Consider the following 12542-nt stretch of genomic DNA (forward strand, 5'->3'; position numbering starts at 1 on the left):
AAGAAGCGAGATGGCATGTTGACAGGAAAGTTTATTTCATTTGAAGGACCAGATGGTGCTGGGAAAACGACGGCATTAAATTCAATTGTGGCGGACCTCACCCCTCAATTAAATGATAATTTAGTTGTCACACGTGAACCAGGCGGAAACCGGATTTCTGAAGCAATTCGTGATATTATTTTAGATCGAAAAAATACAGAAATGGATGATCGAACTGAAGCATTGCTTTATGCAGCGGCACGGCGACAACATATTGTCGAAACAATTATGCCAGCATTAAAGAGTGGCAAAATGGTTTTATGCGATCGTTATGTGGATAGTTCTGTTGCTTATCAGGGAGCAGGACGTGAAATTGGGGTTGATGAAGTTTACCAAATGAACCTTTTTGCAACAGCCGGCTTATTGCCAGATTTGACAATCTATTTTGATGTTCCGTCTGAAATTGGATTGCGACGCATTATGACACACCGAACGGATGAAATAAATCGATTAGATGTCGAACAACTTTCGTTTCATAAACGTGTGCGGGCGTCTTATCTTAAGATAGCTGAGCAAAATCCACAACGAATTCAAGTGATTGATGCCACACAAAGTAAAGCCAAAGTTGTTTCAGATGTTGAAAAGATTATTTATCAAGCTAATAAGGGCCTTTTTAATAAGTCAGGAGAGTGAAGATTATGAAATTAATTATTGCAATTGTCCAGGATAAGGATGCTAGTCAGTTAAGTGATCAATTTATTGATGCCAATATTCGAGCTACCAAGCTTTCAACAACGGGTGGATTTCTTAAGTCAGGCAATACAACTTACATGATTGGAATTGACGATCAGCGGGTTGATGAAGTTTTAGCAATGATTAAGGAAGCTTCACATAGCAGAGAAGAGTTTATGACACCGCCTGTGAATCTGGATGCCAGTATGGAAGGAACCACTGCGTATCCTGTCAAGGTTCAAGTTGGTGGTGCAACTGTATTCGTTATGCCAATTGAAAAATTTCAACAATTTTAATTACAGCAACAAAGGAGCAGCAAATGACTGAAGACAAAATTCAAACGGCAGTTTCAAATAAACAACCAGAGTTACTCAAACATTTTGCCCAGATCATTGCTGATCACAAATTGGCACATGCTTATTTGTTTGCTGGAGAATCAGGAATTGGAAAAGACGAATTAGCAACGTGGATTGCAATGCGTCTTTTTTGTTTAAATGTGAAAGGAAATCAACCTTGTGGGCAATGTCAGGAATGCCGACGAATTAGTACTGGACAGCATCCAGATGTCGTCATTGTCAAACCTGATGGTCTAAGTATTAAAGTTGATCAAGTTCGTTTTCTTAAATCAGAGTTTACCAAAAGTGCGGTTGAAGGAAATCAAAAAATCTTCATTATCTCTGATGCGGATAAAATGACAGCTGGAGCGGCCAACAGTTTGTTGAAGTTCATTGAAGAACCTAGTCCGAATGTGACGGCTTTTCTATTAACAACGAATAAAAACTTAATGCTACCGACCATTATTTCACGGACTGAAGTTGTGGAGCTAAAGCCCTTAGTTCCGGCGCAGTTTAAGGCTCAGTTACAAGAAAAACAAATCACGCCGAGTTTAATTGCAGTGGCAATGAACTTGACTAATAGTGTAGTTGAGGTCGAAAATTGGGTTAAAGATGATTGGCTATCACAGGTGCAATCGGCACTCAGTCGTTGGTTTTTATTGACCTTTCAAAAAGATATGCGCGCTTTTGTAGAAGTGCAATCTAACATCATTGGTTTGGCAAAGACAAAGGATTCGCAACAATTAATTCTCGATATTGTGATGTTATATTGTCGAGAAGCCTTGCTTTTAAAAGTCAATCCGCAGAATTTGCGATTGAGTTTTCCTAATCAAGATCCACAAATTGAAAAATCCTTGATGACCAAATCTTCTTCAACTTTGATGCAAGCTACTGAAAAAGCCTTAGAGGCCAAAAGCTTATTGAATCGAAATGTAAGCTTTCAAAATGTATTAGAATCTTTGACCATCAAGTTGTGCCAAATTTATTAGGTACTCTGAGATTTAATAACTGTGAATGAGGTGAGATTGTGAATAAAAGGGAAATATATGAAAGTTTTAATGGCATTCAAGATCAGACACAAAAAATGTTAGATCAAATCAAAGAACTGCAGAGTGGAATGGCAGAGATTCTAGAAGAAAATGCAGAATTAGTGATTGAAAATGATCACCTGCGCGAACAATTAGAGAAGTACGAACGGCCATCTAAAAAAGAAGCCCAAAAGAGCACTAAGCATGGTCTCTCTAAATCACGGAAAAATCTGGAGAAGTTATACGGACGTGGATATCATGTTTGTAATGAATGGTTTGGTAAGCATCGAGAAAATGATGAGCCATGTGCATTTTGTCTTGATGTCATTTATGGAGATCGGTAAAGGAGATTGAAGCGTGCAATCACAAAAAAGTTTTGCCAAAAATCAAACTAGTGGAATTCTTTACCTTGTACCAACACCGATTGGCAATTTAGGTGATATGACATTTCGCAGTGTTGAAATATTAAAAGAAGTGGATATTATTGCTTCGGAAGACACAAGAAATACACAAAAATTATTAAATCACTTTGATATTGAAACGAAACAGATTAGTTTTCACGAATATAATACGAGACAACGGGTTCCAGAGTTGGTGGAACGCTTGCGTAATGGGGAGAACATTGCCCAAGTTAGTGACGCGGGGATGCCTTCAATCAGCGATCCAGGGCACGACTTAGTGGTTGCTTGTGTGAAACAAGCTATCTCGGTGGTTCCTTTGCCGGGAGCTAATGCTGGTTTAACAGCTTTGATTGCATCTGGGTTGTCACCCCAACCGTTCTATTTCTTTGGATTTTTAAATCGAAAGCCTGCTGAGCAGAAACGACAGCTAGAAAAACTAGCAAACAAAGAAGAGACTTTGATCTTTTACGAAGCGCCACATCGACTAAAAAAAACACTCACAAATATGAGTGCTATATTTGGTGCGGACCGATCGGCCGTTTTGTGTCGAGAATTAACGAAGAAGTTTGAAGAGTTTTTACGAGGTAGCATTCAGGAACTTTTGGACTGGGCAACGGATAATGAAATTCGTGGTGAGTTTGTAGTCATCGTTGAAGGAAATGCTCATCCAGAAAATCCAGAAGAAGCTCTACCAGAAATGTCTGTGGAAGATCAAGTTACTAATCTTATTAGTACCGGTGAAAAACCAAATGATGCGATTAAACAGGTTGCAAAATTGCGTGGGCTGAAGAAACAAGATGTTTATGCAACTTATCACCATTTACGGGATTCAAAATAGATAAATCAAGAAAATGAAAGAAGGAAACCACTTGGCAGGAAAAAGATTTAGTGAGAAACATCGATTAGTATATTATGACGGTGATCGTACTTATCATGCTTCAATTCCAATGTTGGTAAATTTAATGGTTTTGGCTTCTGAAGATCAGAGCGAAGAACTTGGCGTTGGTACGGAAGAAGTTTCAAAGTACGGTGTGGGATGGGTAGTCACACAGTATTTAATGACCATTAATGATCTCCCCAAAATCGGCTCAACCATCGAGTTGTCAACCGAAGCAACCGCGCATAACAAATTTTTCTGTGAACGACGTTTTTCAATTGCTGATGAAGCAGGAAATTCGTTATTAGAAGCTAACAGTAACTTTGTTTTAATGAATCATAAAACACGGCGAATGGGAAAACTAATCCCTGAATTGCTTGATCCATATGGTAGTGATGAAGTCAAACGCATTACCAGATTGCCACGTGTTCCGAAAATTACGGATGACCAAGGAACTGTTTCAAAAGAGTATCCTGTGCGTTACTTTGATTTGGATACTAACGGGCATGTCAATAATTCGCATTATTTTGAATGGCTGCTTGATGTATTACCAGCAGAATTTTTACAAACTCACATTCCAACTCGCTTGAACATTCAGTATCACAAGGAAATCCAATATGGTCACATTGTGAAAAGTGAAGTTGTCAAAACAAATGAAACAGATACCGAGATAAATACGTTACATAAAATGACAGTTAATGGCGAAATTTATTGCGAAGCAGAATGTAGTTGGAAAACAGTAACAGCTAATTAATTTGTTGTGTAATCGTTATGGTATAATCGAGTCATAAATTATGAAATACGGGGAGGCAAATTATGTCAGTTTTAGTCCTTGGTGGAGCAGGTTACATTGGATCACATATGGTCAAAAGGTTGATTGAACAAAATGAAGATGTTGTCGTTATTGACAATTTGGTTACAGGTCATCAACAGGCAGTTTCTAAGCAAGCCCGCTTTTATAAGGGTGATGTCCGAGATCGTGCATTTTTAGATCAAGTTTTTCAAAAAGAATCAATTGATACGGTGATTCATTTTGCAGCTTTTTCAATTGTGCCTGAATCAATGAAGGATCCACTGAAGTATTTTGATAATAATACGGGTGGTGTCATTACTTTATTAGAAGCGATGCATGCTAATCATGTTTCACGCATTGTCTTTTCGTCAACAGCAGCAACTTATGGTAATCCAGAAAATGCCATGATTAAAGAAACAGACGTTCAAGCACCTATCAATCCTTATGGTGAAAGTAAGTTAATGATGGAAAAAATCATGCATTGGGCAGACGTTGCTTATGGAATTAAGTTTGTAGCCTTGCGTTATTTCAATGTTGCCGGGGCTGCAGCTGATGGTAGTATTGGTGAGGATCATCATCCAGAAACACATTTAATTCCGATTGTTTTACAAGTAGCATCTGGAAAACGGGCAGAATTACAAATTTTTGGTGATGATTATGAGACACTAGATGGTACAAATGTACGTGACTATGTCCACGTCACTGATCTGGCAGATGCTCACATTTTGGCTATGAAGTACTTACAGGCAGGTAATGAGAGTAATGCGTTTAACTTAGGATCCTCAACTGGATTTTCAGTTAAACAAATTTTGGAAGCGGCCCGTCAAGCAACAGGCAAAGAAATCCCAGCTAAAATTGCGGCCCGCCGTCCAGGTGATCCAGATACGTTAGTTGCTAAGAGCGATAAGGCAAGAGAAGTCTTGAAGTGGCAACCACAATATGACGATATTCATGAAATTATTAAAACGGCTTGGAATTGGACCCAAAAGCATCCTAATGGTTTTGAAGACGAAAACTAAAACTGGAGAACTCGAGAATCGTTAATGATTTCGAGTTCTTTTTTATCAATTGTCATTCATCATGGAAATTGTGATAAGATATTTAGGGAAGAATACGAAAAGTTAGTTTTTTAACTATAAAGTAATTATAAACATTTTTAATGAAAAGGACGTATTATGAAAGTATTGGCATTGGACACTTCAAATCGACCGTTAAGTGCAGCGGTTTTGGATGATAATCAGCTATTGGCCATGACGACTACCAATATTCGAAAAAATCATAGCATTCAGTTGTTGCCAATTGTAGAAACACTTTTGAAACAAACTGGGTTGGAAGCAGAAGATTTGCAACGAATTGTTGTGGCACAAGGACCAGGCTCATATACAGGCTTAAGAATTGCTACAACTACTGCAAAGACATTGGCCTATACTTTAAACGTTGATTTGGTTGGTGTCTCTAGTTTAAAGACATTGGCAGCTAATGTGAACGACGAGGGTCGAATCATTGTGCCTTTATTTGATGCCAGAAGAGATAATGTGTTTGCTGGAATTTACCAACGAACTGCTACCGAAATGAAGACGATTATGGCCGACCGTCATATTTCAATTAAACATTTAATTGCTAATCTGTTAGAAATGCAAGTCCCTGTGTGGTTTATTGGGCAAGACGTTTCCATTTATGAAGAAACCCTAAAATTACAATTGACTGATAATTTTCACAGGGTATCGCGTGCACAAGATTTGCCAGATGCATATGTATTAGGACAGCTCGGCTTAAACGAGAAACCGGTTGAGCATCCCTTTAATTTTGTGCCCAAATATTTACGTTTGACGGAAGCAGAAGTTGAATGGAAGAAAAAACATCCACACGAGGATACGAAGCCGTATGTTGAAAAAATTTAGAGAACTTATTCAAAATCGTTTTTTTAATCGTACTAAACAATTACGAGAACAAGCATTTGAAATTCATGATCATGTCATTCAAATTGAAGATGACACTTATTTTATTGCCAAAGCCATGATCCCAGATATTCCAGATATTTTGAATGTGGAACGTTCTGTCTATGAAGGACAGACTCCTTGGGATCGCGCGGCCTTTGCGAATGAACTACGCCGTAAGTTTGATCGACTTTATTTGGTGATTCGGTATCACGATCGCATGCTTGGCTTTATCGGTGCCTCTTTTGACGATCGAACAAAGACGGCCCATATTACAAATGTGGCTGTGGTTGAAGATAAACAGAACCGGGGAATTGGGTCTTATTTACTCAAAATAATGATTGGTAAGGCAGAATTTATTGGTTATAAAAAGCTCACTCTCGAAGTCCGCAAAAGTAATGCGCGCGCCCAGGCGTTGTATTTAAAATTAGGGTTTGAGAAAACCGGTGTCAAGGCCCATTATTACTTTGGCGATCATGAAGATGCCATTGATATGACATTGGCACTGACACAAAAAGAGTAGGAGAATTATGGATAAGAAAAACTTGATTTTGGCATTTGAATCCAGCTGTGATGAAACCAGTGTGGCAGTCATTGAAAATGGTGAAAAGATTTTGTCAAATGTGGTAGCAACGCAGATCAATAGTCACAAACGATTTGGCGGCGTTGTGCCAGAAGTGGCTAGTCGTCATCATATTGAACAGGTCACAATTTGTATTGATGAAGCATTGAAAGAAGCAAATGTGAAAACAACCGATTTAACGGCAGTTGCGGTCACATATGGTCCAGGATTGGTGGGAGCATTGTTAGTTGGCGTTGCGGCCGCCAAAGCGTTTGCCTATGCGAATAACTTGCCATTGATTCCAGTGAATCATATGGCAGGTCATATCTATGCGGCTCGATTTGTTAAGCCCATTGAGTTTCCTGCGATAGCTTTATTGGTTTCAGGCGGGCATACGGAATTAGTATATATGCCTTATGAAAATGAATTTCAAATTATTGGCGAAACTCGTGATGATGCGGCTGGCGAAGCTTATGATAAAATTGGCCGTGTGTTAGGAATAACTTATCCAGCGGGCAAGGACATTGATGAATTAGCACACAAGGGTAAAGATAGTTTTCATTTTCCTCGCGCTATGATGCACGAAGAAAACTTTGATTTTAGTTTCAGTGGTCTAAAGAGTGCTTTTATTAATACTGTGCATCATGCAGACCAAATTAATGGAACTTTGGATCGGGCTGACTTAGCGGCTAGTTTTCAACAAAGTGTCATCGATGTCATTGTGGAGAAAACATTATGGGCATGCGAACAGTTTTCCATTAAACAGCTGATTTTAGCCGGAGGGGTTGCCGCAAATCATGGTTTGCGTGATACCTTGTCAGAAAAATTAAGTGAGCAATATCCGGACTTGGATTTTGTTAAAGCGCCTCTCAAATTATGTGGGGATAACGCTGCAATGATTGGTGCGGCTGGTTATGTAGCTATGAAACATCATGTTTTTGCGGACGCAAGTTTAAATGCAGAACCAAGTTTAGAATTTGACTGGGTCCCAGATGCCGTCAAATAAAACGAAGTGGAGACAAGTAGATGACAGATAACAAATTTACTAAAATGAAAGACGAAATCGACATGTTTATTGATCGTGGTGATATTTATGGCGCTTCGTTTAGTTTTATTAATGAAAATCAGATCGATAGTTTTTACCATGGTTTTCAAGGTAAAGATGCGTTTGCGGAACGTTTAGATCCTTCTATGATTTATGATTTATCTTCATTAACCAAAGTAGTGGCAACAACTACCCGTGTTTTTCAGTTATTGGCAATTCATGAATTAGGCCTGAAAGATTCTGTTACGGCTTATTTGCCTGGCTTTTCACATCCAGAGGTGACCATTGAAAATCTATTGTTGCACAATAGTGGTTTGCCAGCCGATGTAGAAAATGAACGCAATTTGACGGGTGTGGAACTCATCAAAAAGTTGTACGAGGATCCACTGGTGTATCAACCGGGAGAAAAGACGGTTTATTCAGATTTAGGTTTTATTCTGTTGGGTTTAATTATTCGCACTTTAAATGGTTCGATTGATAAAAGTGTGCAGGATCATATTTGGTACCCGTTGGCAATGACTAATACTGGCTACAATTTGAACCGACCGAAGTCTCGGTTTGTGCCGACCGAAGTGGATGCCCAACGAGGCCAAATTCAAGGCCAGGTACATGATTACAAGGCACTGTTACTAAATGGAGAAAGTGGTCATTCTGGACTCTTTTCTACCTTGAGCGATTTAACTGTTTTTACTGAAATGATGATTAATCGGGGAAAATATCAGAAAAAAGAAATTTTGGATCCTAACTTGTTTGATTTAATGGCAAGCTATGATGAAAATGGGCGCACTTTGGGTTGGCGACGTGTTAACCATAAGGAACAGTATGTTCAGACTGGCTATACTGGCACCATTTTATCGTTTGATCCTGAAATTAAACGTGGGTTTGTATTTTTAACTAACCGTATTTACCCAACTCGGGAAAACAGCCGATGGAGTGAAGATCGGGATCGCTTAATTGACTTATTTTTCGAAGACTAGTTATTAAACTAAAAAAGACCAAATTTCGTAGTCACACATCACGTGATTTTGAAATTTGGCCTTTTTTAATTCAATTTTTCGAGTTGTTCACTAAGTTGGGTCCATTTATTTTCAACCTGTGTAATTTTATCCTGTGTTTCGGTTAATTTGTTTTGTAATTCTTCAAGTTTTAAATGATCGTTAAAAAATTGGGGATCGGCCATTTTGGTTTGAATTTGCGTTTCAGCTTCAGAAAGTTCATCTAATTGTTTTTCTTGTTTATCAACTTCTCGTTGCAATTTTCGCTGAATCTTCTGATTTTCTTTGGAAGCACGGTAGTCTTGTTGCTTCGTACTTTCATTAGAATTGAAAACGTCATCAGTCCCATCAGTTGCGTCTACAGAATTAGTTTCTTGGTCTGCTTTTTTCATTAAATAATAATCGTAATCACCTAAGAACAATTGACTTCCATGAGGTGAAATTTCAAGTATTTCGGTTGCAACCCGGTTAATGAAATACCGATCATGAGAAACAAACAAGACAGTACCATCAAAGTCATTAAGAGCATTTTCAAGCACCTCGCGGCTATCAATGTCTAAATGATTCGTCGGTTCATCCAAAATAAGAAAATTGTCAGCTTGCATGGTCAGTTTAGTGAGTAATAAGCGAGCTCGCTCGCCGCCACTAAGGTTTTTCACCGGCTTTAAGACATCATCACCAGAAAATAAGAAACTACCAAGAAGTGAGCGAATGTCCTTTTCGGGAACTAGGGGATGCTGATCCCATAATTCATTCAAAACCGTTTTTTTATCATCAAGGTTATGTTGTTCCTGATCATAATAGCCAATTTCAACGCCAGCACCAAGTCTGACCGTGCCATCAAGCAAAGGAATTTTACCCAGAATAGTTTTCAATAACGTTGATTTACCAATTCCATTTGGACCCACAATTCCTAAGACGTGATGTTTATTAAGCTCGATATTAATTGGCGCAGACAAAACGTGATCATCGTAACCAATGGCGGCCTTTTGAACGGTTAATACCACATTACCACTGGCATGGTTAGCTGCAAAATGAAAATGCATTTCTGCGTTGTTATCGGTAGGACGATCTAAAACAGTCATTTTTTCCAATTGTTTACGACGGCTTTGCGCCCGTTTCGTTGTAGATGCACGCACTAAATTCTTGTTAACGAAATCCTCTAACTTATCAATTTTAGTTTGTTGTTTTTCGTAGGCTTTCCATTCCGTTTTCAAACGGGCAGCCTTTTGATCGACATAGGCTGAGTAGTTACCAGTGTATGCAGTTAATGTCTTTCGATCCATATCAAGAGTTCGTGTCACAACGTGGTCTAAAAAGTACCGGTCATGAGAAACTATGAGTAAAGCGCCACTATATGATTTGATATATTTTTCCAACCAAGCCAACGTATTCATGTCAAGATGGTTTGTTGGTTCATCTAAAACTAGTAAGTCATGTTGTTCCAACAACAGTTTGGCTAAGGCCAGTTTTGTTTTTTGACCGCCAGAAAGGGTGTTTACTGACCGTTGGTAAACGGCTTCTTCAAATCCAAAGCCGTGTAAGACGCCACGAATTTCAGCCTGGTAGCCAAATCCATTACGAGCTTTGAACTCTTGCTGTTTTTGATCATACAAATTAGATAATTTTTCGAATTCTTTTGCGTTTGCAATGACAGTGGGATCACCAAGTTGATTTTCTAGTTCATGAATTTCTTTTTCGAGTTGAATAACAGCCTTAAAAACAGTCAGCATTTCATCCCAAATTAAATTATCAGTATTCAGGCCTTGATTTTGAGCCAGATAGCCTATTGAAAGGTCCTTTTTGGTTGTGATTTCACCAGAATTTGGACGAGTGTCGCCAATTAGCATCTTAAGCAGGGTGGTTTTGCCGGCGCCGTTACGTCCAACCAAACCGATTCGATCCTGTTCTTGAATGTCAAAAGTTACATGAGAAAACAAGGGCTCACCGCTAAACTCACGGCTAACATCTTGGGCTTGTAATAAGATCACAATCATTCATCCTTTCGTGTTGCTCTTTTATTATATCTTAAATTTTGTTTTCTGTAGTAAGTGGTAGAATAAAGTTTGTTAATTATTCACAAACTTCATTGGAGGTTTACAAAATGGAAACAAAAATTCCAGAAGCAACTGCTAAACGGTTGCCACTTTATTATCGATATTTAAATAATTTATTGTATGCAAACAAGTTGCGAGTTTCTTCTGCTGAGTTAGCCGAATCAATTCAAGTCGATGCGGCCACAATTCGCCGCGATTTCTCCTATTTCGGGCCATTAGGGAAGCGCGGATATGGGTATGACGTTCACAAATTAATTGATTTCTTTAAAAAGATATTGGATCAAGACACGCTTACAAACGTTGCCCTCATTGGGGTTGGTAATTTAGGCCATGCCTTGTTAAATTTTAATTTTCATAAAAATAGCAATGTCAGGATCAGTGCGGCGTTTGACGTTAATCCTAAATTGATTGGCTCCGTGCAAAGTAATGTGCCTGTTTATGACATGAGACAATTACAAGAACAGCTGAAGGATCAACGGATTGAAATCGCCATTATTACGGTTCCAGCCACAATTGCCCAAAAAGTAGTGGACGAGTTAGTCCAGGGTGGCATTAAAGGAATCATGAATTTCACCACTGTGCGGATTTCTGTGCCAGAAGGCGTTCGTATTCAAAATATTGATCTTACCAATGAATTACAAACTTTAATTTATGCCATTAATCATGGTTAAATGATCAAAGCCCTAGAAAAGGGAGGACAACTAAAGAGTTCATTAGAATGTGAGCAATCATCGAGGTTTGAATTTTGCCGGTATGATGGTACAGCCAACAAAACCATAGTCCAATAGTGGCATAGAGCACAATATGACCGTCCGAATGAGCGATTGCAAATAAGCCACTAGAAATCAAGGCAGTTAGTATCTGTGAGACTTTAGGGCCTAAAAAGCCAAAGAGATTTGAGAGATTTCCAAAAAGAGTTTTTCGAAAAACAATTTCTTCCATAATGGGAGCGCCAATAATAATGGGCAAGACAAATAAGGGATAATTTTTGATGATTTTTAAAATGGCACTCGTATTTTGAGAAGCTGCACTTCCACCAGTTTGAACGGTTACTTTGAGGATAAGGCTCTGTAAAAATATGACAATAATAAAACCGAGAATGCCCCACAGAATAATCTGCCAGGTATGACTCGATTTTTTTTCGGGAAGGTTTTGGGGCATATTATGAAATGCCAAAAAGCCTAAAATTAGTGCACCAGCTAAATAATCGATAATTTGGACGCTAAAGATCATGCTGTGTGTGAATTTAAAAAAGCTATTTAGGAAGCTTGGCAAAAGATACACAATTAAATACGTAATTAAGATATAGATAGATTTCTTTTCAAGTTTCAACTGACGACACCTCACAAATATTACTATAGTATAGCATGTTTAAAGGCTTTTGAATTCTTTCGTCAAAAAAGGTCAGTAAAATGCTTGCATTCTAGTTTGAGAATGATATAGTAAATATTGTTGTTAGCACTTAGCAGTTAAGAGTGCTAAATTTATAAAATAAATAACTGGAGGGATTCATTTTGTTAAAACCATTAGGAGATCGCGTGATATTAGAAGCACAGGAAGAAGAAGAACAAACTGTTGGTGGCATCGTCCTTGCAAGCAATGCTAAGGAAAAGTCACAAAGCGGCAAGGTTGTTGCTGTGGGTGATGGACGCGTATTAGATAACGGTGAAAAGGTTGCACCTTCTGTTAAAACCGGTGACACAGTTATATTTGATAAATATGCCGGTACTGAAGTCTCATATGAAGATAAAAAGTACTTGGTACTTCATGAAAAAGATATTGTGGCAATTATTGACTAACT

The 12542-nt window shown here is 38.4% G+C and carries 15 protein-coding genes; 13 read left to right on the forward strand and 2 right to left on the reverse strand.

Annotation, left to right across the window (positions count from 1 at the left end; genetic code table 11):
* Nucleotides 1–18: 18 nt before the first annotated feature.
* The 11 genes from tmk to AB3217_RS03150 all read left to right on the forward strand — a co-directional run bounded on the left by tmk (nt 19) and on the right by AB3217_RS03150 (nt 8666).
* Nucleotides 19–672, forward strand: coding sequence for a dTMP kinase (gene tmk, locus AB3217_RS03100; protein WP_186806966.1), 654 nt, complete (start codon nt 19–21; stop codon nt 670–672).
* A 5-nt stretch (nt 673–677) separates the two neighbouring features.
* Nucleotides 678–1007: a cyclic-di-AMP receptor gene (locus AB3217_RS03105; protein ID WP_057750521.1), complete on the forward strand. Its 330-nt coding sequence runs from the start codon at nt 678–680 to the stop codon at nt 1005–1007.
* Nucleotides 1008–1030: 23 nt separating this feature from the next.
* On the forward strand, nt 1031–2035 hold the full coding sequence (gene holB / locus AB3217_RS03110; RefSeq protein ID WP_057784482.1) for a DNA polymerase III subunit delta': 1005 nt from the start codon (nt 1031–1033) through the stop codon (nt 2033–2035).
* 38 nt (nt 2036–2073) lie between these two features.
* Nucleotides 2074–2418, forward strand: a complete 345-nt coding sequence (locus AB3217_RS03115; protein WP_068807896.1) for a DNA replication initiation control protein YabA — start codon at nt 2074–2076, stop codon at nt 2416–2418.
* 13 nt (nt 2419–2431) lie between these two features.
* Complete coding sequence (rsmI, locus tag AB3217_RS03120) at nt 2432–3313, forward strand: 16S rRNA (cytidine(1402)-2'-O)-methyltransferase (RefSeq protein ID WP_057784480.1); 882 nt, start codon at nt 2432–2434, stop codon at nt 3311–3313.
* A gap of 31 nt (nt 3314–3344) precedes the next feature.
* The gene (locus AB3217_RS03125) at nt 3345–4106 is read left to right on the forward strand and encodes an acyl-[acyl-carrier-protein] thioesterase (RefSeq protein ID WP_057784479.1); all 762 of its coding nucleotides are present in this window, start codon (nt 3345–3347) and stop codon (nt 4104–4106) included.
* A gap of 62 nt (nt 4107–4168) precedes the next feature.
* Complete coding sequence (gene galE, locus AB3217_RS03130) at nt 4169–5164, forward strand: UDP-glucose 4-epimerase GalE (protein ID WP_057784478.1); 996 nt, start codon at nt 4169–4171, stop codon at nt 5162–5164.
* A 156-nt stretch (nt 5165–5320) separates the two neighbouring features.
* A complete protein-coding gene (gene tsaB / locus AB3217_RS03135; protein ID WP_057784477.1) occupies nt 5321–6046 on the forward strand; it encodes a tRNA (adenosine(37)-N6)-threonylcarbamoyltransferase complex dimerization subunit type 1 TsaB in 726 nt (241 codons plus the stop codon).
* Complete coding sequence (rimI, locus tag AB3217_RS03140; protein WP_057784476.1) at nt 6030–6605, forward strand: ribosomal protein S18-alanine N-acetyltransferase; 576 nt, start codon at nt 6030–6032, stop codon at nt 6603–6605. The genes tsaB and rimI overlap by 17 nt, the downstream gene beginning before the upstream one ends.
* 7 nt (nt 6606–6612) lie before the next feature.
* Nucleotides 6613–7650, forward strand: coding sequence for a tRNA (adenosine(37)-N6)-threonylcarbamoyltransferase complex transferase subunit TsaD (tsaD, locus tag AB3217_RS03145; protein ID WP_367365657.1), 1038 nt, complete (start codon nt 6613–6615; stop codon nt 7648–7650).
* Between the two features lie 20 nt (nt 7651–7670).
* Nucleotides 7671–8666, forward strand: a complete 996-nt coding sequence (locus AB3217_RS03150) for a serine hydrolase (protein ID WP_057784474.1) — start codon at nt 7671–7673, stop codon at nt 8664–8666.
* Nucleotides 8667–8731: 65 nt separating this feature from the next.
* Here AB3217_RS03150 and AB3217_RS03155 read toward each other — a convergent pair whose 3' ends face one another.
* Nucleotides 8732–10675 (reverse strand): ABC-F family ATP-binding cassette domain-containing protein, encoded by a 1944-nt coding sequence (locus AB3217_RS03155; protein WP_068807883.1) that lies wholly within the window; start codon nt 10673–10675, stop codon nt 8732–8734.
* Nucleotides 10676–10788: 113 nt separating this feature from the next.
* Between AB3217_RS03155 and AB3217_RS03160 the strand changes: the two genes are divergently transcribed.
* Nucleotides 10789–11412 (forward strand): redox-sensing transcriptional repressor Rex, encoded by a 624-nt coding sequence (locus AB3217_RS03160; protein ID WP_068807880.1) that lies wholly within the window; start codon nt 10789–10791, stop codon nt 11410–11412.
* 4 nt (nt 11413–11416) lie between these two features.
* On the opposite strand, the gene AB3217_RS03165 is transcribed toward AB3217_RS03160, so the two are convergent.
* A complete protein-coding gene (locus AB3217_RS03165; protein WP_367365658.1) occupies nt 11417–12025 on the reverse strand; it encodes a lysostaphin resistance A-like protein in 609 nt (202 codons plus the stop codon).
* Nucleotides 12026–12255: 230 nt separating this feature from the next.
* On the opposite strand from AB3217_RS03165, the gene groES reads away from it, so the two are divergent.
* Nucleotides 12256–12540, forward strand: coding sequence for a co-chaperone GroES (gene groES, locus AB3217_RS03170; protein WP_057784470.1), 285 nt, complete (start codon nt 12256–12258; stop codon nt 12538–12540).
* Nucleotides 12541–12542: the final 2 nt, after the last annotated feature.

Source organism: Pediococcus parvulus, assembly GCF_964063155.1.
Classification (GTDB): Bacteria; Bacillota; Bacilli; order Lactobacillales; family Lactobacillaceae; genus Pediococcus; species Pediococcus parvulus.

Bases quoted from the DNA above. Each gene is read 5' to 3' on its own strand.
- AB3217_RS03105 (WP_057750521.1), top strand. From the start codon at position 678: ATGAAATTAATTATTGCAATTGTCCAGGATAAGGATGCTAGTCAGTTA.
- holB (WP_057784482.1), top strand. From the start codon at position 1,031: ATGACTGAAGACAAAATTCAAACGGCAGTTTCAAATAAACAACCAGAG.
- galE (WP_057784478.1), top strand. From the start codon at position 4,169: ATGTCAGTTTTAGTCCTTGGTGGAGCAGGTTACATTGGATCACATATG.
- tsaB (WP_057784477.1), top strand. From the start codon at position 5,321: ATGAAAGTATTGGCATTGGACACTTCAAATCGACCGTTAAGTGCAGCG.
- rimI (WP_057784476.1), top strand. From the start codon at position 6,030: ATGTTGAAAAAATTTAGAGAACTTATTCAAAATCGTTTTTTTAATCGT.
- tsaD (WP_367365657.1), top strand. From the start codon at position 6,613: ATGGATAAGAAAAACTTGATTTTGGCATTTGAATCCAGCTGTGATGAA.
- AB3217_RS03150 (WP_057784474.1), top strand. From the start codon at position 7,671: ATGACAGATAACAAATTTACTAAAATGAAAGACGAAATCGACATGTTT.
- AB3217_RS03160 (WP_068807880.1), top strand. From the start codon at position 10,789: ATGGAAACAAAAATTCCAGAAGCAACTGCTAAACGGTTGCCACTTTAT.